We start from the raw sequence: 23,322 nt of genomic DNA on the forward strand, positions 1-23,322 counted from the left end.
CTCAGAGATCGTCCAGCGCCAGCAGCGCATAGGCGGGGGGCATCAGGGCACGCCGCCAGGGCCCAAGCGGGAAACGACGCGGCGCGCGGGTCATTGGCGGCGGAAGATCGTCAGGCTGTCCCAGGGCAAGCCGGGCCAAGGCGCGGCCGCTATAGGTCCCCATGGCGACCCCGTTGCCATGGTAGGCAAAGCCGGCGAACATCCCGGTCTGCCCGGGAACAGCCCCGACAAATGGAACCAGATCGCGGGCCAGGCACACCATTCCGGACCATGTGTGCGTTACGTCCACTCCGGCCCAGCCCGGGAACATTCGCCTGAAATCCTGTTCCACTTTCCGGCGAATGGCCGCCTCGGCGCGGGCCGAGGACAGCAACCCGCCGCGCATTCCGAACAAAAACCGCCGGTCCGGCATCAGCCGGAAATAGTGCAACAGGTTCCGGCTATCGTATGACATCTGATCCGTGGTCCAGCCCTGCGCCTGCAATTCGGCTTCGGACATGGGCCGGGTGACCAGAACCGTCGACTGGGCGGGCATGTAGCGGCCCGCCATCCAGGGCGGGATATTTTCACTGGAATATCCGTTGGTGCAGACCAGCACGTAATCCGCACGCAAGTTGCCGTTCGGTGTTTTGAGTTCGAAGCCACTGCGGGTCTTTTCTATGCTTGAAACCGGACTGGACTGAAAGAACTGTGCACCGGACGATCCGGCGGCGGCCGCCAGACCGAACAGGTATTTCCGGGGATTCAGGGCAAAACCAACGGGAGTTGTGTAACCGCCGTAAAACGGACCGCCGAACCCCAAGTGCAACAATTCTTCCCGCTCGTGCAAGACACCGGACGCGTCCGCCTTTTTGCGCAGTGCATCCATCGCGCGTTTTGAATGGGCAAGCTGTGTCTCGCCGCCCGAATGGGTATCGGCCTCAATGCCGTGGGCCGAGAGCAGGTCGGCAACAAGCGCCACGGCGTCCTGTTCGGCCTGTTCATAACGCTCGGCTGCGGGTTCCCCGAAACGGCGGGCCAATCCGGTGTGGCTCAGTTTCGATCCCCCCAGACAGCAGAACCCGCCATTGCGCCCCGAGGCGCCCCAACCGGGCGTTGCCGCTTCGAGCACGGCGACCGAAACTCCATTCCGGGCCAGGTGCAAGGCGGCGGAAACGCCTGTGAAGCCGCCCCCGATGATGGCGACGTCAACCTGCGACCCGCCAGGAAACGTGGGCCAGTCCGGTGCTGCGATGGTTTCGTCCCACCAGCACCCCTGCCGGGGGGCGGGGCCGTAGGTATAATCAGGAAACAGGCGCTTCATTCAGTGCGCGCCGCCGCCGTCTCGTCCTGACGTTGCCGTACCATGGCCCGCTTTGTCACCAGTGACGCGGTGATCACCCCGACCGTCACCGCCGCAATCATGAGCGTGGACAGCGCATTGATCTCAGGGCTGACGCCCAGCCTGACGGCCGAGAATATCTTGATCGGCAAGGTCGTGGCCGACGGCCCCGAGGTGAAAGATGCGATCACCAGATCGTCCAGTGACAGGGTGAAAGCCAGCAGCCAGCCGGAGATCACCGCAGGCGCGATGATCGGCAACGTGACCAGCCGGAACGCCTGCGCCGGAGAGCAGCCCAGATCAAGCGCTGCCTCTTCCAGAGACTGATCGAACGTCACCAGCCGCGAGGAGACCACGACCGAAACGAAGCACATCGAAAAGGTTGTGTGGGCCAGAACGATGGTCAGGATGCCCCGGTCCAGACCGATGCCGATGAACAGCAGCAGCAGGGACAGGCCGGTGATCACTTCGGGCATGACCAGCGGCGCGTAGATCATGCCGGAGAACAGCGTACGGCCAAAGAACCGCCCGCCGCGCACCAGCACATAAGCCGCCGCCGTGCCCAGAATGGTGGCCAGCGTTGATGAGAACACCGCAACCCGGATCGTGACCCAGGCGGCATCCAGAAATGCTTCGTTCTGGACCAGTTCCCCATACCATTTGGTCGAGAACCCGGCCCAGACCGTGACCAGTTTGCTTTCGTTGAAGCTGAAGATGATCAGGATGATCATCGGAATGTAAAGGAAAGCGAAGCCCAGTGTCAGGGAAACCGCGTTGAACCAGCTTAGCCTGTTCATTTCTCGGCCTCCGTCTGTTTCTGCTGATTGCGCTGGAACAGCACGATCGGAATGATCAGGATCAGCAGCAGAACCACCGCCACGGCGCTTGCCACAGGCCAGTCGCGGTTCGAGAAGAACTCTTCCCACAACACCTTGCCGATCATCAGTGTCCCGGATCCGCCCAGAAGCGACGGGATCACGAACTCACCAATCACGGGGATCATCACAAGGAAGCATCCGGCGATGATGCCGGGCCGCGACAGCGGGATTGTCACCAGCCAGAACGCCTGCAGACGTGAACATCCCAGATCTTCGGCGGCTTCGATCAGCGATCCGTCCATCCGTTCCAGCGCCGAATAGACCGGCAGGATCATGAAGGGCAGATAGGTATAGACGATGCCGATATAGACCGCCGTGTTGGTGTTCAGGATGGTCAGCGGGGTCGAAATGATCCCGGTCCACAGCAGAAACTGGTTCAGATAGCCTTCGTTGCTCAGGATGCCCATCCAGGCGTAGACCCGGATCAGGAACGAGGTCCAGAACGGCAGGATCACCAGCATCATCAGCGTCGGGCGCCATTCCTCGGGCGCGCGGGCCATGCCGTAGGCAATGGGGTAGCCTACGATCAGCGTCAGAACGGTCGAGATCAGGGCGATTTTGACGCTGGACAGGTAAGCCTTCCAGTAAAGGTCATCCTCGGTCAGCCAGACGAAATTCTCCAGATCCAGTTCACTGAAGAAGGCCTTGATGCCGGCCCACCCTTCGGACAGGTCCAGCGTCGGCGTATAGGGCGGGATGGCAAGGGCTGTGTCCGACAGCGAAATCTTCAGGACAATGAAGAATGGCACCATGAACAGCGCCAGCAGCCAGACATAGGGAAGTGCGATCAGCAGGGCCCGGCGCATCAGCGATCCAGCAGAACCGCGGCGGTCGCTGTCCAGGACAGCCAGACCGGGTCTTCCCATGTGAAGGATCGGCGCGAGATGCGGCGCGTATTGGCCGTTTGCGCCTTGATGATCGTGCCGTTCGGCAGTTCCACGTGATAGGTGGACAGATTGCCCAGATAGGCAATGTCATGCACCTTGCCCTGCACCGCGTTGATCGCGTCGGCGGGGCGTTCGGCCGAAATTGTCACTTTTTCGGGGCGGATCGCCAGATGACAGGTCTGCCCGTTTGAAAATCCGCTTCTTGACTGTGCCGTCAGCGGTGCCTGCCCTTCGGCCCAGTCGATCTTGTACGTCTCTTCGCCATTTGCGGTCGCCCGGCCCTCGATGATGTTCACATCCCCGATGAAGTCTGCCACGTAGACCGAGTTTGGCGTCTCGTATATCCGGTCGGGGGTGGCCACCTGCTTGAGCTGCCCCTGATCCATGACGGCGACGCGGCTGGCGACGGTCATGGCTTCTTCCTGGTCGTGTGTCACGATTACGAAAGTGGTGCCCGTCTTTTCCTGAATATCCATCAGTTCGAACTGCGTGTCCTGCCGCAGTTTCTTGTCCAGCGCGCCCAAAGGCTCGTCCAGCAGCAACAGTTTGGGCGCTTTTGCCAGCGAGCGTGCAAGCGCGACCCGCTGCCGCTGACCACCCGAGATCTGATGCGGCTTGCGGCGGGCAAACTGCTCCAGCCGGGTCAGACGCAACATTTCTTCGACCCGGTTTTCTAGATCACGCTTTGGCATGTTGTCCCGACGCAGGCCAAAGGCGATGTTGTCCCAGATGCTCAGGTGAGGAAACAGGGCATAGGACTGGAACATCATGTTTACCGCCCTTTTGTTGGGCGGGATCGGATCGATGTCCTGACCGCCAAGCATGATGTGCCCTTCGGTCGGGGTTTCGAACCCCGCCAGCATCCGCATCATGGTGGTCTTGCCACATCCGGACGGCCCGAGCAGAGCAAAGAACTCCTTCTCGAAGATATCCAGAGACAGATTGTCGATGGCGGTAAAGGCCCCAAAACGTTTGGTCACGTTCTGAAACTGGATCAGCGGTTTCGCCTGTGGGTCATCCCATGGCGCAAAGACGTCAGAAGTCACTGTGGCCCCCGTGTTGCCGGACTGGAAACAGGCGCAGGGCAGCCATGGCCGCCCTGCGCCGATAAATCGGTCAGGTGCCCGATTTGATCTTGGTCCAAAGACGAGTCACAACCCGCTGGGTCTTCGACGGATAGGGTGTCGTGATGTACAGGTTCTGCATGGTCGCCTCATCCGGATAGATCGCCGGATCATCGATCACGTCTTCCTCGAGGAACTCCTGTGACGCCTTGTTGCCGTTGGCGTAGTAGACATAGTTCGAGGCGGCGGCCATGTTGTTGGCATCCAGAATGAAGTTCAGGAACTTGTGCGCGCCTTCCGGGTTCGGAGCATCCGCAGGAACCGCCATCTGGTCGAACCACATCAGCGAACCTTCGGCAAATGGGTGGTATTCGATTTCCACACCGTTTTCGGCCTCGGCCGCGCGATCCCGCGCCTGCAGGATGTCGCCGGACCATCCAACGGCCACACAGATGTCACCGTTTGCCAGCGCGTTGATGTACTCGGAGCTGTGGAATTTCTGAATATACGGACGTACACCCATCAGAACTTCCTCGGTCTTGCCGATTACATCCTTGTCGTGGCTGTCCGGGTCCTCACCTATATACTGCAGCGCCATCGGGATGATTTCGGCAGGTGCATCCAGGAAGTGCACGCCGCATGAGGCCAGCTTCTCCATGTTCTCCGGCTTGAGAACCAGATCCATGCTGTTCAGGGCAACGTCCTCGCCCAGCACTTCTTTGACCTTGCCGACATTCACGCCGATACCTGTGGTGCCCCACATATAGTTGATCGAATAGGCATTGTCCGGGTCATACCCTGCGGTACGGTTCTGAATGACATCCCAAAGGTTGCCCGCGTTGGACAGCTTTGAAGTATCCAGCTTCTGGAACGCGCCGGCCTGGATCTGACGCTGAAGGAATGTGCCGGATGGCACCACCACATCATAGCCCGAGCCGCCCGCCAGCATTTTGGTTTCCAGAACCTCGTTGCTGTCGAACACGTCGTAGATCAGGGTCAGGCCCGTTTCTTCCTCGAACTTATTCAACAGTTCTTCGTCGATATAGTCTGACCAGTTGTAGACACGCACCTCTTCGGCAAATGCTGCCGAAGTCCCCAGTGCGACCACCGCTGTCAGTGTCAGCGTTTTGATGTTCATTTTCTTCTCCCTGCTTATTCACGCGTATTTTCACTTTTTTTGAGATTTGATCAAGTTTTGTGTTTTCTTGCAAGACCGACTAAGGTTCACCCCGAACCAAAAGCTGCTGGTTCTGATCCAGACAAACAGGGTGAAGCAATTGGATTTGATCAAAAATAAGCCATCCGGAACTTCGGCGGACAATGAAAAAAGTCCGGCACACGCGCAGGTCTACCACAGGCTGAAGTCGCAGATCCTGTTCGGTGAACTGGTCCCCGGTCAACCGGTGACGATCCAGGGTCTGACCGAATCTCTCGGTGTCGGCATGACCCCGGTGCGCGAGGCAATCCGCCGGCTGATCTCGGACGGTGCGCTGGTGTTTCAGGGCAACCGCCGTGTCAGTGTGCCTCTCTTGTCAAACGAGGATGTCGAGCAGGTGATATTCGCCAGAATATCAATAGAATCAGAGCTTTCCCGCCGTGCTGCGGCGCGTATTAACCCTGCGGACATTGATCGGCTGGAAGAGATCGATCAGCGGCTGGACCGCACCATCGCGGATGGTGATGTCAGTGGTTACCTGCGTCTGAACCATGAATTTCACGAGACGCTTTATTCACACGCAGACGCCCCGATTCTCAGCGATCTGGCCGAGCGTCTGTGGTTGCGATTCGGTCCGTCCCTGCGGGTTGTCTGCGGTCGGTTCGGCACACAGAGCCTGCCCGACCGGCACAAAGACATTATTGACGCGCTTCGCCGTGGGGATGCGGAAAGTGCCGGAAAGGCGGCCGCGCAGGACATCGAGCAAGGCATGGCACTGATGGCTGACACGCTGACTGACGCATAATGTGAAGTGATTCGATTGACAGCGTAGAATTTGATCATATTGTGTGACGCAACCATCGTTGCAGGGGATTCTCGGATGTCCATCATAACCAATCACATGCCCACCGCCGAACTTCAGGCCCTGGATGCGGCCCATCACATACACCCGTTTTCCGCAAACGGCTCACTCGGAAAGGAAGGGGCCCGCGTCATCACCCGCGCCAGCGGCGTTTACCTGACTGACAGCGAAGGCGAAGAGATTCTTGACGCCATGGCCGGACTGTGGTGTGTCAATATCGGCTATGGCCGTGATGAACTGGCCGACGTGGCCGCGCGTCAGATGCGTGAACTGCCCTATTACAACACCTTCTTCAAAACGACCCACGTGCCCGCCATTGCACTGGCCGCCAAGATCGCCGAACTGGCCCCGGGCGACCTGAACCACGTCTTCTTCGCCGCCGGCGGGTCCGAGGCCAACGACACCAATATCCGCCTCGTGCGGACCTATTGGGCCGAAAAAGGCCAGCCCGACAAGAACATCATAATCAGCCGCCACAACGCCTATCACGGCTCGTCTGTGGGTTCGGCTTCGCTGGGCGGTATGGCAGGCATGCATGCGCAGGGCGGCATCCCGATCCCGAACATCCACCACATCAACCAACCCAACTGGTGGGCCGAAGGCGGCGACATGTCGCCGGAGGAGTTTGGCCTGGCCCGCGCACGAGAGCTGGAAGAAGCCATTCAGGAACTGGGCGAAGACCGGGTCGCGGCCTTTATTGCCGAACCGGTTCAGGGTGCAGGCGGGGTCATCGTCGCGCCCGACACATACTGGCCCGAGATCCAGAGGATCTGCGACAAATACGATATCCTGCTCATCGCCGATGAGGTGATCTGCGGTTTTGGCAGAACCGGAAACTGGTTCGGATCGCAAACCGTTGGCATCAAACCGCATATCATGACCATCGCCAAGGGCCTCAGCTCGGGCTATGCGCCAATCGGCGGCTCGATTGTGAACGATGAGACTGCCGAGGTCATCGGCGGCACTGAATTCAACCACGGCTACACCTACTCTGGTCATCCGGTCGCCGCAGCCGTCGCGCTGGAAAACCTGCGTATCCTCGAAGAGGAAAAGATCGTCGAACATGTCCGCGATGTGGCCGCGCCTTATCTGAAGGAAAAGTGGGAGGCTCTGGCCGATCACCCATTGGTGGGTGAGGCGAAGATCGTCGGCATGATGGCATCGATCGCGCTGACCCCGGACAAGGCCAGCCGTGCCAAGTTCGCTTCCGAACCGGGCACGATCGGGTATATCTGCCGCGACCGCTGCTTTGCCAACAATTTGATTATGCGCCACGTGGGTGACCGCATGATCATTTCGCCGCCGCTGATCCTGACCCCGGCGGACATCGATGAGATGTTCGTGCGCATCTACAAGTCACTGGATGAGGCGCAGGCCGAGATCATCAAGCAGGGGCTGATGAAGGCGGCATCCTGACGCCATTGCGCCGCGCCGCGTGATTGGGCCCCGAAATCCTGACAGGATTTCGGGGTCGTTTTCTTTCAGGAAAGCTGAGAATTTCGGGCATGCCTAAACCAGAGCGGCCGGTCAGGGTTATTTCAAAATTAACACGCGCCGCATATTGCCACGTCTCACCCGGACCGGCACTGTCATCGGGATGACCCGCGATGAATTCAACACCTTCTGCGCCTCGCTCACAGCCACCAGACATGTGGTGCAGTGGGGCAACGCGGATGTGTGGAAAGTGGGCGGCAAGGTGTTTGCGATCTGCGGCTGGAACGAAGGGCGCGATGCGTTCACCTTCAAGGCTACCGATCTGGCTTTCGAGGTGCTGGGCGACGAACCCGGCATCCGCCCCGCGCCCTATTTGGCGTCGCGCGGGATGAAATGGCTGCAGGTCTATGAGCCGCGCGGGATGAGCGATGCCTCGCTGCGCGAGCATATCGTCACCTCATACGAAATGGTCGTGTCCAAGCTGACCAAGAAGGTAAGGGTGGAGTTGGGGCTGCAGGGTCGATGACCCATTCCGCCCGCCGACCGATCAGGACAGCTGAGCCCCAGCGCAGTCTCGAAAGATACGAACTTGCGGTGCCGCGCCGTCCAATGGAAACTCGGTCAGCTTGTCCTGCGTAAAGGCATAGGCGGTCTGATTGTATTCCAACCCATCCAGAACATTGCCAAACCCGGTATCCGTGACGGTCAGAGATTCGGCGTTTTCGGACAGAACATGGCGCGGTGTCGCGATTTCGATGGGGTTCGGGCCGTCAAAGCGCATGGCGAACCACGGCGCCTGCGTCCAACCCTCGGTCTTGCGGGTGATGGTCAGCGTATAAAGCGGTTGCGCCGGGTCATAGGTCAGAAAGATTTCGGCCGTGCTTGTGTCGTGCGACAAGGTGCAAATCGACCCGACCGTGGCCTCCCATGCGGTGGCTGGCGTGGCTAAGAGAAGAGACAAAAAAACAAAGCGCATCCTTTGGTAACTAGCCGCTGACGGCGTTGAGGCAAGTGTGACTATCCCTTCATCGCGTTCAACAGGTCCAGCAACCGTTTCCGATCATCGTCATCCGCATAGTCGCCGGTGGCCAGACGTTCCGCGATGCTCAGGCGCAAACGTTCCCGCTGGGTGCGTACCTCTTCACCAGCGGTTTCGGCCAGCGTCTTCATGATCATCGCTACTGCCTGTTGCCGCTTGGTGGTGGGGTTGGCGATATAATCGACGAGGCTTTGCTGACCGGAATCTAGGATGTTTTCGGCCAGAGCCCTCAACTGATCGCCATTCGGCAGCAGCGGGGCGGGGGTGCCCTCGGGTGGCAGGATTTCCGGCACGCTGCGCGGGGTTTCGGCCAAAGCGTTTGCGCCGTCGACAAAAGCCTCAGTAATCATCCGGGTGATCCTGATCGCGCGGGTCCTTGAACAGGGCCGAGGCGATGGCCACGCCGTAATCGGTATAGACCCACGGATTGACCCGCCGCCCGCCGCGGCCCTTGGGTTTTGAGATCACATTCTGTGATTGCAAATCGGCGACCTCGGCATCGGTCAGCTGAAAGCGGTAGCCCTCGAACAGGTCCTTGTTGCGCGACACGGCCTGATTGAAGGCGCTGACGGACTTTCCGTAGAACTGCGCCAGATCCTCGGCCAGCACGACGCGAGTGCCGCGCACCCGGTGAATGGCGCTTTGGACTTCATGCGTTGAGGGCAGTGCGTTTGGGCTCGTCATGGCAACCGTTTGGAATCACAATTTGTGATTTCAAACGTGAAGCAGCGGGCGCTGGGCTGCAACCTTGAAGTGTTAGCCGTCCGGATACGGTCAGGCGTATAGTTGAAAACGCCCACAAATCCCTCGTATCAATGCGAGATTTCGCACTGTCGTGCTAGGGTGCGCCCGGCGAGGTCGCTCCGGCCCCGCTACATTGCAATTTCGCCAGACGAGGGAGGAAAGTGATGTTTGCGCGAATTACTCAATACAAAATGAAGCCCGGCACGCGGGAGGCGGCGACGGCGAAGATGAATGCGATGAAAGCGGAAATCATGGGGATGCCGGGGATGCATTGCTTTACCAATGTGATGAACGAGGATGGTTCGGGCTATGTGATCTCGGTCGTGGAAAGCGAGGCGACCTCGAACGCAAACGCGCCCAAAGTGGCCGAACTGTGGGGCCATTTCGCCGAATTCATGGAAGGCCCGCCCTCACCGGTGGGATACGATGTGATTGCGCATTGGGACAAGGGGTAAAGGTTTGGGCGGGGTTACCCGCCCTCATTTTCTAAGTCCTAGTGGGATGTGCAAGCGTTTCCCGCACCAACGCGGAGAACTGCGACGCGCGCACATCGCGCTGGGCGGTAATCTGGTAGCGCGCGGCGCTTTTGGCGGCATAACATTGATCGCTTGCTGAAGTGCTATAGTAAGACTTCTCAGCAACGAAGTCGGCCATTCTTTTGGCAGTGAGGCTGGAAAATCTCTATATTGCATAGCTTTACAAATTCACTATCAATCCTCGTATGATAGGATTACTGCTTCTTCTAATTGTTTCTATTTTTTTCGCATTTTTGTTGGTCGTGATCTTCGGCCCAATAATAACTTTGCCGCTGTTGGCTGGAGCGGTAGGAACCGTTCTCGCTGTTGTCCTGCTGGCCAGGCACTGGCATCGAAAACGAATAGAGTGGGTCGTTATCGATGGGTCGAACGTGCTTTATTGGGAAAACGATAAACCAGCTTTGCATTCGGTCAAATTAGTCATTGAAAAGTTGGTTTCGGACGGGTTTGAACCCATAGTCTGGTTTGATGCTAACATTGGTTATTTGGTTTCAGGCCGGTACATGAACCCCACTAACCTTTCCAAAGCTCTTCGATATCCAGCACGACGAATTTCAGTGGCCCCAAAAAGGACGCCTGCAGATCCTTTGTTGATCACCGACGCGGAACAATTGAATGCGCGCATAGTGACAAATGATCGTTTCAGAGATTGGGAAGAGCACTTCCCTCACATAACTCATCAAGACTTGTTTTTGCGAGGCCAGATCCGAAACAATCAAGTTCAATTCAAGTAGATTTCTACCGCTTCCTCCGCTTCACATTTCCGCCCCGCTGCCCCGGCCTGCCAGCCGTTGACCGTCCGCGTGATTTCACCGCGTCTTCTGAGGCTTTCTCGACCGCCCATTGGCGCGCCATTGGGTCGTCGGCGACGGCCAGATCGACTGCTTCCAGACGTTTGATCTCATCCCGGATGTTGGCGGCCTCTTCGAATTCCAGGTTCTCGGCGGCTTTGCGCATTTGCTCGCGCAGTCCGTCCAGATGGGCCTCGAGGTTCGCGCCGTGCATCGGTTTGTCGATGGTGGCGGTGACGCGGTTCATATCCACGTCGCCTTCGTAGAGACCGGCCAGAACGTCCTCGACATTCTTCTTCACCGTCTCCGGCGTGATGCCGTGTTCCTGATTATAGGCGAGCTGTTTGGCGCGACGGCGGTTGGTCTCGCCCAAGGCGCGCTCCATGGAACCGGTGATCTTGTCGGCATACATGATCACGCGGCCATCGGCGTTCCGCGCGGCGCGGCCGATGGTCTGGATCAGCGAGGTTTCCGAGCGCAGGAACCCCTCTTTGTCTGCATCCAGAATGGCGACCAGCCCGCATTCGGGGATGTCGAGCCCTTCGCGCAGCAGGTTGATGCCGACCAGTACGTCAAACGCCCCCAGTCGCAGGTCGCGAAGGATTTCGATGCGTTCCAGCGTGTCGATGTCCGAGTGCATGTAGCGGACCTTGATGCCCTGTTCGTGCAGGTATTCGGTCAGGTCCTCAGCCATGCGTTTGGTCAGCGTGGTGACCAGCGTACGGTAGCCATTGGCGGCGACCTTGCGTACCTCGTCCAGTAGATCGTCTACCTGCATCGAGACGGGGCGGATTTCGACCTCCGGGTCCAAGAGGCCCGTGGGGCGGATCACCTGTTCGGTGAAGATGCCGCCGGTCTGTTCGATCTCCCACTTCGCCGGGGTGGCCGAGACAAAGACGGATTGCGGGCGCATGGCGTCCCATTCCTCGAACTTCAGCGGGCGGTTGTCCATGCAGGACGGCAGGCGGAACCCGTGTTCGGCCAGCGTGAACTTGCGTCGGTAGTCGCCCCGGTACATGCCGCCAATTTGCGGGACGCTGACATGGGATTCGTCGGCAAAGACGATAGCGTTGTCGGGGATGAATTCGAACAGGGTCGGGGGCGGTTCACCCGGCGCGCGGCCCGTCAAGTAACGTGAGTAGTTCTCGATCCCGTTGCAGACGCCCGTGGCCTCGAGCATCTCAAGGTCAAAGTTGGTGCGCTGTTCCAGACGTTGGGCTTCCAGCAGTTTGCCTTCGCCGACGAGTTGGTCCAGCTGGATGCGGAGTTCTTTCTTAATCCCAATAATCGCCTGCCGCATCGTCGGTTTCGGCGTCACGTAATGCGAATTCGCATAAACGCGCACCTGTTCCATCGTGGCGGCGCGCTCGCCGGTCAGGGGGTCGAATTCAGTAATCTGTTCCAGTTCCTCGCCGAAGAACGAGAGCTTCCACGCGCGATCCTCAAGGTGGGCAGGCCAGATTTCCAGACTGTCGCCGCGCACCCGGAACGACCCGCGCTGAAAGGCCTGATCGTTGCGCCGGTATTGCTGGGCCACCAGATCGGCCATCACCTGCCGTTGGTCGTATTCGTGGCCCACCTTCAGGTCCTGCGTCATTGCCCCATAGGTTTCGACCGAGCCGATACCGTAGATGCAGGAGACCGAGGCGACGATGATCACGTCATCGCGCTCCAGCAGCGCCCGCGTGGCCGAGTGGCGCATCCGGTCGATCTGTTCGTTGATCTGGGATTCTTTTTCTATGTAAGTGTCCGATCGCGGCACGTAGGCCTCGGGCTGGTAATAGTCGTAGTAGGACACGAAATACTCGACCGAGTTTTCGGGAAAGAATCCTTTGAACTCTCCATAAAGCTGCGCCGCCAGCGTCTTGTTCGGCGCAAGAATGATGGCAGGGCGTTGGGTTTCCTCGATGACCTTGGCCATGGTGAAAGTCTTGCCCGTCCCGGTCGCGCCCAACAACACCTGATCGCGTTCGCCGTCCAGAACACCCCCGGCCAGTTCCTTGATGGCCGTGGGCTGGTCACCCGCCGGCGCAAATTCGGTGTGCATGACAAACCGCTTGCCGCCCTCGAGTTTCAGGCGCGCGCGCACGTCCTCTGCGGTCAGTTGGGTCTTGTCGGAATGGGCATAGGGCATAGGCAGGCTCCGGGTCAGACCCCTACATTTGTTCTTATTTTGTCCAACTGCAAGGGCTGATCCGGATTGGAGTGCGCAGTTCTAATAATAGGCAAACTGCAGGTAAGGAATGTGGTCCGACTGCACTTTCTCAGCGAGCGCTTTCAGGTTGCGGTCCAAAACCCGCCCGATCATCGGCTTCAGTAGCATCTGCCCCAACAGCCAACCCAGAGGCCCATATTTCATTTGAAAGTCCATGCTCCAGACCACCCTTGAGCGGTTGTTCGCAAGTGGTTCGATAGCAATCGCTGCGTGCGCTTCGGTCAAAGGCATGGCAGACATGTCCGACAGTTGAACACGATAGCCCCGGTTGATTTGCCAGTCCGTGACTTCTTCTACCAATGAGGTGCCGTTTTCAAAGTGGCAGCGCCGTTTTGATCCCACGCCATTCTGGCCTCGTGTCAAGGCATCCACGGATTTTACCTGAGGAGCGAATTCGTCGATATTCATGAACCGGCTCAGTACAGACCAGATGGCCTCGGGCCGGGCATCGATTTCCAGGGTTCTTTCGTGATGGATCATCTGTCTATCCTCGTCATGGGGTTCAACAATATTTAGATGACCATGATGACAGTTTCTGGCATCAGCAGAGCCGTGCGATGCCGAAAGCCTACGGGCGCGCCGCGACAATTGCGGACTTGTCCCCGTGCGCGCTCTGACGCATAACATCCAAAGCCAAGTGAGTACGGAGAGGCGACATGCGCGCACGGATTTACCAGCCTGCAAGGAATGCGATGACCTCGGGGATGGCCAAGACCCGCAAGTGGGTTCTGGAATACGCCCCTGCATCCGCGCGTGAGGTTGATCCGTTGATGGGCTGGACCTCATCCAGTGACACACAGACCCAGGTGCGTCTCAAGTTCGACACCAAGGAAGAAGCGTTGGACTATGCCAAGAGCAATGGGATTGATGCGGTTGTCAGCGAACCGCACAAGCGCAAACCGAACCTGCGCGCCCGTGGCTATGGCGAGAATTTCGCAACCGACCGGCGCGGTCCCTGGACCCATTGAATGATCGAAATCCGCGAGGCCGACCCAACCTCGGACGCATTGCGCCCGGTGGTCGAGGCGCATTTTGCCCATAGCGAAACGGCAGGGCCTGCAGAAAGCAACCACACCATGGACGCCGAGTCGCTGGCAGGGCCGGGCATTCGGTTCTGGGCGATGTATGAGGCCGGCAAGCCGGTCGGGTGCGGTGCGCTTAAGACCCTGCCGGACGGTACGGCCGAGGTGAAATCCGTGCATATCATCTCAGAAGTGCGCGGGCGCGGGCTGGCGCGCACCATGATGAACCACCTGGCAATTCTGGCGCAGAGCGAAGGGGTTTCCGCCCTGGTTCTGGAAACCGGTGCCGACCACCTGCCCGAATATGACGCGGCCCGAAAGCTGTATGAGGCGCTGGGATATGCGTATTGCGGGCCGATCTACGGTTATGAAGACGACCTCAACAGCGCCTTCATGCGCTTGGCCCTTGAACCCCGCCCGTAAAAACCGCAAGAAGGGCGCAGCGGTCCCTTAGCTCAACTGGATAGAGCAGCTGACTTCTAATCAGCAGGTTGAGGGTTCGAGTCCTTCAGGGATCGCCATTTTACAACAACAGGTTAACACCCTGAGCTTGCAAACGCGTGGTTTTATTTTCGTTTGGGCGAAGATTTTCAACGGATCTTTTTAAAAGGCCTGTTCGAAATTTGGCGAATGGCCATACTCTGCCATCTCTTAGGCCCAACGATTTCCCGCTCCGTAACGAAAAAGTGGTAATCGAACGCGACGTGGGGCAGTCTGGAAACCTGCGCCCAGCCAGGAGGTTCCGAAATGCCCCGCTACAACGACATGTTCGAACTGTCGGTCAAGGACATCGACCTGATCGAAAGCTCTCTCCGGATCGCTTTGGCATCGCAGTCTCACGCATCTGCGCAAGAGGATGAAGACGAGAAATCGAAGCGGGAAGAAACGCTTCGCGACATTCAGGAACTGTTGGGGCGGCTTCACGACCAGAAGATATTCTACCGGCCCAAAAGCGGCGTTTACGTCGGGGGCTAGTCTGGGGACACGCGGCCCGGACTTGGACGGTGTTCTGTGCGCTTCGTGAATACGTCACAGACGGATTAGCCCGATCAATGTACCTTTCGAGTATTTTTAGAAAGGTCATTGTTATGCGAACATACAAAATCTCGACACAAAAGCTGAGCGTTGCGCCCGGAATCACGGTGAAATTTCACGGAAAAGTCTATGTGGATTTCCCCAAAGCCAGGATTGAGATTCCAACAAGCGTAACAGGCTGCAAGGACCACACCTACCGCATCACTCTGGACCCGGCCAAAGGTCATTGGGGCGGTCAGGACAGCCACAAATGGACGCTTGCAAACTACGAGGTGGTCGTTCGGCTGAGTATCGATCCAATCAGGCCGAGATTTGTCAACGCCGAAGTCTTTCACACGGTCAACGGGAAGCGCCACCGGTTGTGGCACGATGAGTTCGACATCTATGACCCTTACAAAGAGCGCAAGGTCGAGATGTTCGCGCAGGGCGCTTTTATCGATCCGATCAAGTCGAATGCCGACCATACATATGCGGTTGGATACGATGATGCCGGTAAGCGGAACTACCTGTGGCCTTGCGGGGGCGATCACGACGAAAACCAGCGGTCCATCGGTCATGGAATGGCCTTTCAACCCGAATGTGATTGCCTGTCGCAAATGCGAACCGATCCGCTGACAAAGGGTCTGGCCGGAATCCGGTACGGTCTCGACGGTGTCTGCCATCAGGCGACCAACAGGATCATGTGTACGGCCGGGCTGGAGGTGAATGACGCAAAAGGTTATAAATCAAAGGGTTGGACAAATCTGACGTACACGCTTTACGGGCGGTTGGGTCTGTTGGCACCTCATGGAGAGGGTGTCAGGAGGTGGAAAAGCATCTGCGACGGCTGCCTGACTAAGCGCTACCCGCGGTGTTCGGAAGAAACAGAGTTTTTGGTATCTCCAAACGAACATCCGGGACTGATGCAATCGCACGTGGATTTGCATCAGGAAATGATCGTCCAGTTGCGTCATGACCTGCTGGATGCCTACACGAAGCTTGCTGCCGGAATGCTGACGCCAACGGAATACGCGGATGTGCTGAACGCATCCATCAATGGCCACAAGGCGCAGATGCAGGACGTTCTGGGTGACACCCTGCATGCAGAGATTTTTGAGGATATCGCCACTGTCGACGTGGTCGTCGTTGACCCCAAAATCGCCGAAGCTGTTTTTGCAAACGGTGTGTCGTAGGCACGCTTCAAGTGCAGTCAGGCAGCAGATCCGGCAACGAAGAACACGGCAAAGCCGGGCCTGCCACATCGGGTCTGACAGGCTCATGCGACCGGATTCTGCACCAATTTTCAGCACTGCGCAAAAACATCTTGCAACCGGTTGCAAAGCGAAACATTCTGTCACGCGAATAAAGGATTCGGGAGAATTGAATGCTGAGGATCGGATTGCTGGGGGCCGGACGTATCGGCCGCGTGCATGCGCAGGCGATCACCGCCCACCCAAAAAGCCAGCTATGTGCTGTGTCCGACGCGGTGGCAGAGGCGGCTGAAGGCCTTGCCTCGGACACCGGGGCCGAGGCCCGCAGTTCTGACGACATCATCGCGGACCCGGCAATCGATGCGGTGCTGATCGCCACGCCAACGGACACTCATTCCGGCCTGATCGAAGCGGCAACCCGTGCCGGAAAGGCGGTTCTGTGTGAAAAACCTGTTGATCTGAACCTCGAACGCGCCATCGCCTGTCAAAAGGCCACGGCGGACAGTGGCCAACCTGTCATGATCGGGTTCAACCGCCGGTTCGACCCCAATTTTTCCGCGCTTAAGGCTGCGTTGGACGCAGGGGAAATCGGCAAATCCGAAATGTTGTCGATCACCTCATTCGACCCCGCTCCACCGCCGGTCGGTTATATCAAGGTGTCCGGCGGCTTGTTCCGGGACATGATGATCCACGATTTCGACATGGCGAATTATCTGATGGGTCAGCTGCCAAAAACCATCTCCGCCGTGGGGACATCGGTTGTGGACCCCGAAATCGGCAAGGCCGGAGACGTGGATACCGCTGTTGTTACAATGACTTATGATGATGGTCGGATAGCCGTCATCAAGAACTCCCGCCGGGCGGCCTACGGATATGATCAGCGCGTCGAACTGCTGGGTTCTGAGGGTTTGTTGCAGGCTCACAATATGCTGGAAAACACGGTGGTCAAATCCACCGACAAAGGCGTTGTCGGGGCGAAACCAACCTATTTCTTCCTGGAGCGTTACATGCCGGCCTATCAGGCGGAATGGGATGCGTTTGTACAGGCGGCCCTGACGGGTGCCGCGCTGCCGGTGACGCTGGAAGACGGGGTTGCCGCGCTTGCAATGGCCGAGGCCGCGACGCGGTCGACGCAGTCCGGAAGGCCGGTTGACATGTCTGAAATTTTGAAACCGGTTGCAAAATGACCGGAATGCTTCAAACTGACATCAGCTCCGTATCAGATCGGAGTCGCAGAGATTCGGCGCTGCCGAATGATTGGGGCTGACACCCCGACACCAAAATAGACTGTTCTAATGGGAGGAAACAGAATGAATAAGTTCGTAAAGGGCGCACTGGCAGCAGGGGCTCTGGCGCTGGCGACACCTGCATTCGCGCAGGAGATTGTTGTCGTTTCGCACGGCCAGGCCAATGATGCCTTCTGGAACGTCGTCAAGAACGGTGTTGAGCAGGCCGGCAAGGACGTGGGCGTGAACGTCGAATATCGCGCGCCTGAAACTTTCGACATGGTGGCCATGTCGCAGCTGATCGACGCTGCCGTGAACCAGGAACCCGATGGTCTGATCGTTTCTATCCCGGATGCGGATGCGCTTGGCCCGTCAATCGAACGCGCAGTTGCAGCCGGTATCCCGGTGATCTCGATAAACTCGGGTTCTGACGTTTCCAAGGAACTGGGCGCCTTGCTGCATGTCGGTCAGGACGAGTTCGACGCGGGCAAGGCCGCTGGCGAAAAACTGGCGTCGATGGGCGGCAGCACGGCGATCTGCGTCAACCACGAGGTGGGCAACGTCGCGCTTGACCTGCGGTGCGCGGGCTTCACCGAAGGTTTTGGCGGCAATGTCGAAGTTCTGCCGACCTCGAATGATCCGTCGGAAATCGAATCGAAGGTGGCTGCTGCGCTCGCCGCTAACGAAGCCATCGACACCGTCATGGCGCTGGGTGCCAGCTCGGCTGGTGAGCCTGCTGTTGCAGCCGTCAAAGGGTCTGGCCGCGACGTGAACGTCGCCTCGTTCGACCTGTCGGCAAACTTCCTGCAGTCGATCGCGGATGGCGACGCGGCCTTTGCCATCGACCAGCAGCAGTACCTGCAGGGCTACCTGTCGGTGAACTTCATGGGTCTGCACGCCAAATACGGCCTGATGCCGGGCGGCAACGTGCCTTCGGGTCCGAACCTGATCACGCAGGAAAAGGCGGCGCAGGTGATCGACCTGTCCGCGCAGGGCATCCGCTAATCCCGGAAAGTTCCGGCAAACAACAGGATCGGCGCCAGCGCGCCGATCTCACCGAATTGGGAGGAAACCATGAGTGAGTCAGCGCCCGTCGTATCGGACGAAAGGGTCAAGAAAGAACCGTTCCTAACCAAACTCATGAAACGGCCTGAGTTGGGCGCGATGGCAGGTGCCGTCCTGGTTTTCGTGTTCTTTGCGATCACTGCGGATGAGTCGATGTTTACCCTTGCCGGCGTCATGAACTTCATGACCCCCGCCGCGCAGCTGGGGATTCTGGCCATCGGGGCCGCGCTGCTGATGATCGGCGGAGAGTTCGACTTGTCGATCGGGTCGATGGTCGCGTTCTCGGGGCTGTTTTTCGGCGTCTGCGTCGTGACCTGGCAATTGCCGCTGATCTTCGCCATCCCAATGACATTCCTGTTCGCGGCCTGTGTCGGTGCGATCAACGGCAATATCGTGATCCGCTCGGGCCTGCCATCGTTCATCGTGACGCTGGCGTTTCTGTTCATTCTGCGCGGCCTGTCCCTGGTTGGTTTGAAAATGGCGACAGGCGGCTCGACCCAGTTGCGCGGTGTGCGCGATGCGGTCGAAAACGACTGGCTGGCACCATTCTTTTCGGGCGAAGCGTTCGGCGGCCTGTTCGCCTGGTTGGCGGCCAACGGCATGATCGACACGTTCAAAAGCGGTGCGCCCAAGGTGCCGGGTATCCCGGTCGAAATCCTGTGGTTCATCGTCATCACGCTGGCGGCGACTTATGTGCTGCTGCGCACTCCGGTCGGAAACTGGATCTTCGCCTCGGGCGGGGATAGGGTTGCGGCTTCGAACTCGGGTGTTCCGGTCAACCGCGTCAAGGTTTCGCTGTTCATGCTGACCGCCTGCTGCGCCGCATTGGTTGCGATCATCACGGTGATGGACGCTGGTTCGACCGATGCGCGCCGGGGCTTCCAGAAAGAATTCGAGGCGATTATCGCCGCGGTTATCGGCGGCTGTCTGCTGACCGGCGGATATGGCTCGGCCATCGGGGCGTTCTTTGGCTCGATCATCTTCGGCATGGTTGTCATCGGCCTCACTTATACCGACTTCGATCAGGACTGGTTTCAGGTCTTCCTGGGCGCCATGCTGCTGATCGCCGTTCTGTTCAACAACGCGATCCGTAAACGCGTAACCGGGGAGCGCTGATATGACCGAAGACACCAAGTTTCACCACGGCGACGCGACCGATGCCGCCCCGATTGTGGAAATGAAAAATATCGAAAAGCACTTTGGCAATATCATCGCCCTTGCTGGCGTCAGCTTTGACGTCAAGCCCGGGGAATGCCACTGTCTGCTGGGCGACAACGGTGCGGGTAAATCCACTTTCATCAAGACCATGTCCGGCGTGCACAAACCCACCAAGGGCGAGATCTTTTTCGAAGGTCGGCCCCTGCATTTCGACACGCCGCGCGATGCGATGGAGGCGGGCATTGCGACCGTGTTCCAGGATTTGGCAATGATCCCGCTGATGAGCGTGACGCGCAATTTCTTCATGGGCCGCGAGCCTACCAAGGGCAAAGGTCTGCTCAAGCGGTTCGACGTCGATCAGGCAAACGATGTCTGCATGGAAGAGATGCGCAAGATGGGCATCAACCTGCGTGGGCCGGATCAGGCCGTGGGCACCCTGTCCGGGGGGGAGCGTCAAACCGTCGCCATCGCCCGTGCGGTCTATTTCGGTGCCAAGATCCTGATCCTGGACGAACCGACTTCAGCGTTAGGCGTGCGCCAGACCTCGAACGTGCTGGCCACCATCGACAAGGTGCGCAGCCAGGGCGTCGGCGTTGTGTTCATCAGCCACAACGTGCGCCACGCGCTGGCGGTGGGCGACCGCTTTACCGTGCTGAACCGCGGCAAGACACTGGGCACTGCAAGGCGTGGCGAGATTACGCCGGAAGAGTTGCAGGACCTGATGGCAGGCGGTCAGGAGATGGCCCAGCTCGAAGGATCGCTCGGCGGGACCGTCTGAGCGACGAACGACAGGATGTTCCGCCGCAACGGGTGGGCCATCCAAACCCCGTGGCACCAGACGGCCGCACCCTGATCAGGCCGGTTCATGCGCCTGAAACCTTCAAAAATGCGAAACCCGACAGATTGCCCGCAGCGGCATGTGTTGAAAGGGATCAAGATGAGCAAGACAATCCGACTGACCGCCGCGCAAGCTCTGGTGCGCTATCTGGGGGCACAGATGAACGAGGGCGGAGAGCCTTTCATCGCCGGTGTCTGGGCGATTTTCGGTCACGGCAACGTGGCCGGTCTGGGCGAGGCCTTGCATGGTGTAAGGGACAGCCTGCCAACCTATCGCGGTCATAACGAGCAGACCATGGCGCATGCGGCCATTGCATATTCCAAACAGATGCGCCGCACGCGTGCCATGGCCGTGACCTCGTCAATTGGTCCCGGCGCCACCAACATGGTGACGGCAGCGGCGCTGGCCCATGTGAACCGGCTGCCGGTTCTGCTGCTGCCCGGCGACGTGTTCGCCACGCGCGGTCCCGATCCGGTTCTGCAGCAGATCGAGGATTTCGGAGACGGTACCGTCAGCGCCAATGACTGCTTCAAACCGGTCAGCCGTTATTTCGACCGTATTTCCCGCCCCGAGCACCTGCTCACGGCGCTGCCGCGCGCCTTCCGCACCATGACCGACCCCGCCGATTGCGGGCCGGTAACGCTGGCCTTCTGTCAGGACGTGCAGGCCGAGGCCTACGACTACCCCGAAAGTTTCTTTGAACCCCGTGTCTGGTATCAACGCCGCATCCGCCCGGACGAGGGCGAACTGGCCCGCGCCGTGGCCGCGATCAGGGCAGCAAAACGCCCGGTTATCGTTGCCGGCGGCGGGGTGCACTATTCAGGCGCGACCGATGCGCTGCAAAGCTTTGTTGAAACGCACAACATTCCGATTGCCGAGACGCAGGCGGGCAAATCCGCGCTGGCCTGGGATCATCCGCTGAATCTGGGCCCCATTGGTGTGACCGGCGGGCAACCCGCCAATGATATCTGCGCCGAAGCCGATCTGGTCTTGGGCATCGGTACGCGTTTGCAGGATTTCACTACCGGCTCGTGGGGTCTGTTCTCGAACCCCGAACGCGAGATGGTCTGCCTGAACACTGCTGCCTATGACGCCGAGAAACATGGCGCGATGCCCCTGCAATCTGATGCGCGTGTCGGGTTGGAGGAGTTGGGCGTCGCTCTTCAGGGCTACCGCGCTGATCCCGTGGCTGACACGCTGAAGGTGGAATGGTTCGGCAAGGTCGACAAACTGACAGACGCGCCCGGCGACGGCAATGCCCTGCCCACGGACATGCAGGTGGTGGGCGCGGTTCAGCGCGCCGCGCATGACGATACAGTGGTCATGTGCGCGGCGGGCACCATGCCGGGTGAGTTGCACAAGCTGTGGAAAGCGCCGCGCCCCGGTGCCTACCACATGGAATACGGCTTTAGCTGCATGGGGTACGAGATCGCGGGGGCGATGGGCATCAAGATGGCCCAGCCCGATCGGGACGTGATCTGCTTTACAGGCGACGGCACCTATATGATGGCGAACTCGGAAATGGCGACGGCGGCGATGATGGGTGTCTCTTTCACCGTGGTCATTACCGACAACCGCGGCTTTGGCTGCATCAACCGTCTTCAGATGGGTACGGGTGGGGCCGAGTTTAACAACCTGCTGGATCATGCGGTGCATGAGAACCCCTCGGCCATTGATTTTGCAGCCCATGCGGCGGCGATGGGGGCGACATCGGTCAAGGTCAGCAGCATTGCCGAACTGGAAGATGCGCTTGCCAAACGTGGCGAGGTCACAGGACCTTATGTGGTGGTGATCGACACCGATCCGTACCCCTCGACCGAATATGGCGGCACATGGTGGGAAGTGGCGGTTCCCGAGGTCAGCATCCGCCCTGAAGTGAATGAAAAGCGCGCGGCCTATGAAGTCGCCATCAAGGAAAGAAACACGAAATGAGCGTGAAAATCGGGATCTCTCCGATCGCCTGGCAAAATGATGACCTGCCGGATCTGACCGCCGCCTATACAATGGAGCAGGCGCTGAAGGAGTCGCGTGAGATCGGTTACACCGGTGTCGAACGCGGCCAGCGGATGCCCGGCGACACTGACGGGCTGCGCGCCTATCTGGAAGGCAATGATATCGCGCTATGCGGTGGCTGGTGCTCGGGCGCGTCGCTGGTCAACGATTTCGCGACAGAGCGTGAGGCCGTGCGCGAGCAGGTCGAGCAATTCGTGGCTCTGAACAGTCCGTGCATCGTCTATGCCGAATGCTCGAACACCGTGCAGGGTCAGATCGGCACCCCGGTCAACAACCGCCCGAAACTGTCCAGGGACGAGGTCTTGGCCTATGCCGCCAAGATCACCGAGCTGGCGAAATGGATGGCGGATCAGGGTATGCCGATGGCCTACCACCACCACATGGGCACGATCATCGAAACCGAAGATGATGTGAACTGGCTGATGGAAGGGTCGGGCCCAGAGGTAAAGCTATGTTTCGACACCGGCCACCTGCTGTTTGGCGGTGGGGACGTTCTGGCCGCCCTGAGCCGCTGGGGCGACCGGGTGCACCATGTCCATTTCAAAGACATCCGTCCGGCGGTCGTGCAAGACGTGCGCGAGAACAACCGCAGCTTTCTGGATGCGGTGATTGCCGGCGCGTTCACGGTTCCGGGCGATGGCTGCATCGACTTTCAGGCCGTGTCCAATGCGCTGAAAGCGATGGATTACGACGGCTGGATCGTGGTCGAGGCCGAGCAGGACCCGGCCAAAGCGCCGCCCTATGAATACTCCAAGAAAGGCTACGACCACATCGTCGAGGTCTGTGGTCAGGCCGGATTGGAGATCGTCGCGTAACATCCGCCCAATTGGGCAACACCTTGGCCATGA

The 23,322-nt window shown here is 58.9% G+C and carries 25 protein-coding genes and 1 tRNA gene; 16 read left to right on the forward strand and 10 right to left on the reverse strand.

Annotation, left to right across the window (positions count from 1 at the left end; translation table 11 throughout):
- Position 1: 1 nt before the first annotated feature.
- The 5 genes from ACR0MI_RS07870 to ACR0MI_RS07890 form a co-directional block, all read right to left on the reverse strand.
- On the reverse strand, positions 2–1,303 hold the full coding sequence (locus tag ACR0MI_RS07870) for an NAD(P)/FAD-dependent oxidoreductase (RefSeq protein WP_170816967.1): 1,302 nt from the start codon (positions 1,301–1,303) through the stop codon (positions 2–4).
- Entirely contained in the window at positions 1,300–2,118 is an 819-nt protein-coding gene (locus ACR0MI_RS07875) for an ABC transporter permease (RefSeq protein ID WP_170614186.1), read from the reverse strand. The genes ACR0MI_RS07870 and ACR0MI_RS07875 overlap by 4 nt, the downstream gene beginning before the upstream one ends.
- Positions 2,115–3,005 (reverse strand): ABC transporter permease subunit, encoded by an 891-nt coding sequence (locus ACR0MI_RS07880; RefSeq protein WP_170614187.1) that lies wholly within the window; start codon positions 3,003–3,005, stop codon positions 2,115–2,117. The genes ACR0MI_RS07875 and ACR0MI_RS07880 overlap by 4 nt, the downstream gene beginning before the upstream one ends.
- Positions 3,005–4,132, reverse strand: coding sequence for an ABC transporter ATP-binding protein (locus ACR0MI_RS07885; RefSeq protein ID WP_170614188.1), 1,128 nt, complete (start codon positions 4,130–4,132; stop codon positions 3,005–3,007). The genes ACR0MI_RS07880 and ACR0MI_RS07885 overlap by 1 nt, the downstream gene beginning before the upstream one ends.
- Positions 4,133–4,202: 70 nt before the next feature.
- Entirely contained in the window at positions 4,203–5,288 is a 1,086-nt protein-coding gene (locus ACR0MI_RS07890) for a polyamine ABC transporter substrate-binding protein (RefSeq protein WP_170614189.1), read from the reverse strand.
- 139 nt (positions 5,289–5,427) lie between these two features.
- Here ACR0MI_RS07890 and ACR0MI_RS07895 point away from each other — a divergent pair, with 139 nt between their 5' ends.
- The 3 genes from ACR0MI_RS07895 (at position 5,428) to ACR0MI_RS07905 (ending at position 8,128) form a co-directional block, all read left to right on the forward strand.
- Positions 5,428–6,111, forward strand: a complete 684-nt coding sequence (locus ACR0MI_RS07895) for a GntR family transcriptional regulator (RefSeq protein WP_170614190.1) — start codon at positions 5,428–5,430, stop codon at positions 6,109–6,111.
- A 75-nt stretch (positions 6,112–6,186) separates the two neighbouring features.
- Positions 6,187–7,584 (forward strand): aspartate aminotransferase family protein, encoded by a 1,398-nt coding sequence (locus tag ACR0MI_RS07900; RefSeq protein WP_170816966.1) that lies wholly within the window; start codon positions 6,187–6,189, stop codon positions 7,582–7,584.
- 181 nt (positions 7,585–7,765) lie between these two features.
- Entirely contained in the window at positions 7,766–8,128 is a 363-nt protein-coding gene (locus tag ACR0MI_RS07905; protein WP_170614447.1) for an MmcQ/YjbR family DNA-binding protein, read from the forward strand.
- Positions 8,129–8,149: 21 nt separating this feature from the next.
- On the opposite strand, the gene ACR0MI_RS07910 is transcribed toward ACR0MI_RS07905, so the two are convergent.
- The 3 genes from ACR0MI_RS07910 to ACR0MI_RS07920 are packed head-to-tail and all read right to left on the reverse strand — an operon-like array spanning position 8,150 to position 9,325.
- A complete protein-coding gene (locus ACR0MI_RS07910) occupies positions 8,150–8,578 on the reverse strand; it encodes a hypothetical protein (protein WP_170816965.1) in 429 nt (142 codons plus the stop codon).
- Positions 8,579–8,619: 41 nt separating this feature from the next.
- Positions 8,620–8,991: a hypothetical protein gene (locus tag ACR0MI_RS07915; RefSeq protein WP_480440819.1), complete on the reverse strand. Its 372-nt coding sequence runs from the start codon at positions 8,989–8,991 to the stop codon at positions 8,620–8,622.
- Positions 8,981–9,325 carry an ORF6N domain-containing protein gene (locus ACR0MI_RS07920; RefSeq protein ID WP_480440821.1) on the reverse strand — a complete coding sequence of 115 codons (345 nt, stop codon included), beginning with the start codon at positions 9,323–9,325 and terminating at the stop codon, positions 8,981–8,983. The genes ACR0MI_RS07915 and ACR0MI_RS07920 overlap by 11 nt, the downstream gene beginning before the upstream one ends.
- A 224-nt stretch (positions 9,326–9,549) precedes the next feature.
- Here ACR0MI_RS07920 and ACR0MI_RS07925 point away from each other — a divergent pair, with 224 nt between their 5' ends.
- On the forward strand, positions 9,550–9,840 hold the full coding sequence (locus ACR0MI_RS07925) for a hypothetical protein (RefSeq protein ID WP_170614193.1): 291 nt from the start codon (positions 9,550–9,552) through the stop codon (positions 9,838–9,840).
- Positions 9,841–10,106: 266 nt separating this feature from the next.
- A complete protein-coding gene (locus tag ACR0MI_RS07930; protein WP_480854078.1) occupies positions 10,107–10,655 on the forward strand; it encodes an NYN domain-containing protein in 549 nt (182 codons plus the stop codon).
- A gap of 4 nt (positions 10,656–10,659) precedes the next feature.
- Here ACR0MI_RS07930 and uvrB read toward each other — a convergent pair whose 3' ends face one another.
- Both uvrB and ACR0MI_RS07940 read right to left on the reverse strand, forming a co-directional pair.
- Complete coding sequence (uvrB, locus tag ACR0MI_RS07935; protein ID WP_170614195.1) at positions 10,660–12,846, reverse strand: excinuclease ABC subunit UvrB; 2,187 nt, start codon at positions 12,844–12,846, stop codon at positions 10,660–10,662.
- An 81-nt stretch (positions 12,847–12,927) separates the two neighbouring features.
- A complete protein-coding gene (locus ACR0MI_RS07940; protein WP_170614196.1) occupies positions 12,928–13,407 on the reverse strand; it encodes an SRPBCC family protein in 480 nt (159 codons plus the stop codon).
- Positions 13,408–13,583: 176 nt separating this feature from the next.
- Here ACR0MI_RS07940 and ACR0MI_RS07945 point away from each other — a divergent pair, with 176 nt between their 5' ends.
- The 11 genes from ACR0MI_RS07945 to iolE all read left to right on the forward strand — a co-directional run bounded on the left by ACR0MI_RS07945 (position 13,584) and on the right by iolE (position 23,289).
- Complete coding sequence (locus ACR0MI_RS07945; RefSeq protein ID WP_170614197.1) at positions 13,584–13,895, forward strand: ETC complex I subunit; 312 nt, start codon at positions 13,584–13,586, stop codon at positions 13,893–13,895.
- Positions 13,896–14,372 (forward strand): GNAT family N-acetyltransferase, encoded by a 477-nt coding sequence (locus ACR0MI_RS07950; protein ID WP_170614198.1) that lies wholly within the window; start codon positions 13,896–13,898, stop codon positions 14,370–14,372. It begins immediately after the preceding gene.
- A gap of 21 nt (positions 14,373–14,393) precedes the next feature.
- Positions 14,394–14,470: transfer RNA gene (locus tag ACR0MI_RS07955), tRNA-Arg, on the forward strand.
- A gap of 226 nt (positions 14,471–14,696) precedes the next feature.
- A complete protein-coding gene (locus ACR0MI_RS07960) occupies positions 14,697–14,924 on the forward strand; it encodes a hypothetical protein (RefSeq protein ID WP_170614199.1) in 228 nt (75 codons plus the stop codon).
- Positions 14,925–15,037: 113 nt separating this feature from the next.
- On the forward strand, positions 15,038–16,156 hold the full coding sequence (locus ACR0MI_RS07965; RefSeq protein WP_170619286.1) for a hypothetical protein: 1,119 nt from the start codon (positions 15,038–15,040) through the stop codon (positions 16,154–16,156).
- A gap of 191 nt (positions 16,157–16,347) precedes the next feature.
- Positions 16,348–17,361, forward strand: coding sequence for an inositol 2-dehydrogenase (iolG, locus tag ACR0MI_RS07970; protein ID WP_170614201.1), 1,014 nt, complete (start codon positions 16,348–16,350; stop codon positions 17,359–17,361).
- A gap of 123 nt (positions 17,362–17,484) precedes the next feature.
- A complete protein-coding gene (locus ACR0MI_RS07975; RefSeq protein ID WP_170614202.1) occupies positions 17,485–18,405 on the forward strand; it encodes a sugar ABC transporter substrate-binding protein in 921 nt (306 codons plus the stop codon).
- A 69-nt stretch (positions 18,406–18,474) separates the two neighbouring features.
- Positions 18,475–19,581, forward strand: coding sequence for an ABC transporter permease (locus tag ACR0MI_RS07980; protein WP_170614203.1), 1,107 nt, complete (start codon positions 18,475–18,477; stop codon positions 19,579–19,581).
- 1 nt (position 19,582) lies between these two features.
- Positions 19,583–20,401, forward strand: coding sequence for an ATP-binding cassette domain-containing protein (locus tag ACR0MI_RS07985; RefSeq protein ID WP_170614204.1), 819 nt, complete (start codon positions 19,583–19,585; stop codon positions 20,399–20,401).
- A 159-nt stretch (positions 20,402–20,560) separates the two neighbouring features.
- Entirely contained in the window at positions 20,561–22,393 is a 1,833-nt protein-coding gene (gene iolD / locus ACR0MI_RS07990) for a 3D-(3,5/4)-trihydroxycyclohexane-1,2-dione acylhydrolase (decyclizing) (RefSeq protein WP_170614205.1), read from the forward strand.
- Positions 22,390–23,289 carry a myo-inosose-2 dehydratase gene (gene iolE / locus ACR0MI_RS07995; RefSeq protein WP_170614206.1) on the forward strand — a complete coding sequence of 300 codons (900 nt, stop codon included), beginning with the start codon at positions 22,390–22,392 and terminating at the stop codon, positions 23,287–23,289. The genes iolD and iolE overlap by 4 nt, the downstream gene beginning before the upstream one ends.
- Positions 23,290–23,322: the final 33 nt, after the last annotated feature.

Source organism: Ruegeria sp. D4 (genome assembly GCF_056534475.1).

Excerpts from the sequence above, each read along its gene's own strand:
- ACR0MI_RS07875 (WP_170614186.1), bottom strand. The coding sequence starts at position 2,118 with ATGAACAGGCTAAGCTGGTTCAACGCGGTTTCCCTGACACTGGGCTTC.
- ACR0MI_RS07925 (WP_170614193.1), top strand. The coding sequence starts at position 9,550 with ATGTTTGCGCGAATTACTCAATACAAAATGAAGCCCGGCACGCGGGAG.
- ACR0MI_RS07920 (WP_480440821.1), bottom strand. The coding sequence starts at position 9,325 with ATGACGAGCCCAAACGCACTGCCCTCAACGCATGAAGTCCAAAGCGCC.
- ACR0MI_RS07905 (WP_170614447.1), top strand. The coding sequence starts at position 7,766 with ATGACCCGCGATGAATTCAACACCTTCTGCGCCTCGCTCACAGCCACC.
- ACR0MI_RS07945 (WP_170614197.1), top strand. The coding sequence starts at position 13,584 with ATGCGCGCACGGATTTACCAGCCTGCAAGGAATGCGATGACCTCGGGG.
- ACR0MI_RS07890 (WP_170614189.1), bottom strand. The coding sequence starts at position 5,288 with ATGAACATCAAAACGCTGACACTGACAGCGGTGGTCGCACTGGGGACT.
- ACR0MI_RS07960 (WP_170614199.1), top strand. The coding sequence starts at position 14,697 with ATGCCCCGCTACAACGACATGTTCGAACTGTCGGTCAAGGACATCGAC.
- iolD (WP_170614205.1), top strand. The coding sequence starts at position 20,561 with ATGAGCAAGACAATCCGACTGACCGCCGCGCAAGCTCTGGTGCGCTAT.
- ACR0MI_RS07940 (WP_170614196.1), bottom strand. The coding sequence starts at position 13,407 with ATGATCCATCACGAAAGAACCCTGGAAATCGATGCCCGGCCCGAGGCC.
- ACR0MI_RS07900 (WP_170816966.1), top strand. The coding sequence starts at position 6,187 with ATGTCCATCATAACCAATCACATGCCCACCGCCGAACTTCAGGCCCTG.
- ACR0MI_RS07985 (WP_170614204.1), top strand. The coding sequence starts at position 19,583 with ATGACCGAAGACACCAAGTTTCACCACGGCGACGCGACCGATGCCGCC.
- iolG (WP_170614201.1), top strand. The coding sequence starts at position 16,348 with ATGCTGAGGATCGGATTGCTGGGGGCCGGACGTATCGGCCGCGTGCAT.
- ACR0MI_RS07870 (WP_170816967.1), bottom strand. The coding sequence starts at position 1,303 with ATGAAGCGCCTGTTTCCTGATTATACCTACGGCCCCGCCCCCCGGCAG.
- uvrB (WP_170614195.1), bottom strand. The coding sequence starts at position 12,846 with ATGCCCTATGCCCATTCCGACAAGACCCAACTGACCGCAGAGGACGTG.
- ACR0MI_RS07915 (WP_480440819.1), bottom strand. The coding sequence starts at position 8,991 with ATGATTACTGAGGCTTTTGTCGACGGCGCAAACGCTTTGGCCGAAACC.
- iolE (WP_170614206.1), top strand. The coding sequence starts at position 22,390 with ATGAGCGTGAAAATCGGGATCTCTCCGATCGCCTGGCAAAATGATGAC.
- ACR0MI_RS07980 (WP_170614203.1), top strand. The coding sequence starts at position 18,475 with ATGAGTGAGTCAGCGCCCGTCGTATCGGACGAAAGGGTCAAGAAAGAA.
- ACR0MI_RS07880 (WP_170614187.1), bottom strand. The coding sequence starts at position 3,005 with ATGCGCCGGGCCCTGCTGATCGCACTTCCCTATGTCTGGCTGCTGGCG.
- ACR0MI_RS07930 (WP_480854078.1), top strand. The coding sequence starts at position 10,107 with ATGATAGGATTACTGCTTCTTCTAATTGTTTCTATTTTTTTCGCATTT.
- ACR0MI_RS07975 (WP_170614202.1), top strand. The coding sequence starts at position 17,485 with ATGAATAAGTTCGTAAAGGGCGCACTGGCAGCAGGGGCTCTGGCGCTG.
- ACR0MI_RS07910 (WP_170816965.1), bottom strand. The coding sequence starts at position 8,578 with ATGCGCTTTGTTTTTTTGTCTCTTCTCTTAGCCACGCCAGCCACCGCA.
- ACR0MI_RS07965 (WP_170619286.1), top strand. The coding sequence starts at position 15,038 with ATGCGAACATACAAAATCTCGACACAAAAGCTGAGCGTTGCGCCCGGA.
- ACR0MI_RS07950 (WP_170614198.1), top strand. The coding sequence starts at position 13,896 with ATGATCGAAATCCGCGAGGCCGACCCAACCTCGGACGCATTGCGCCCG.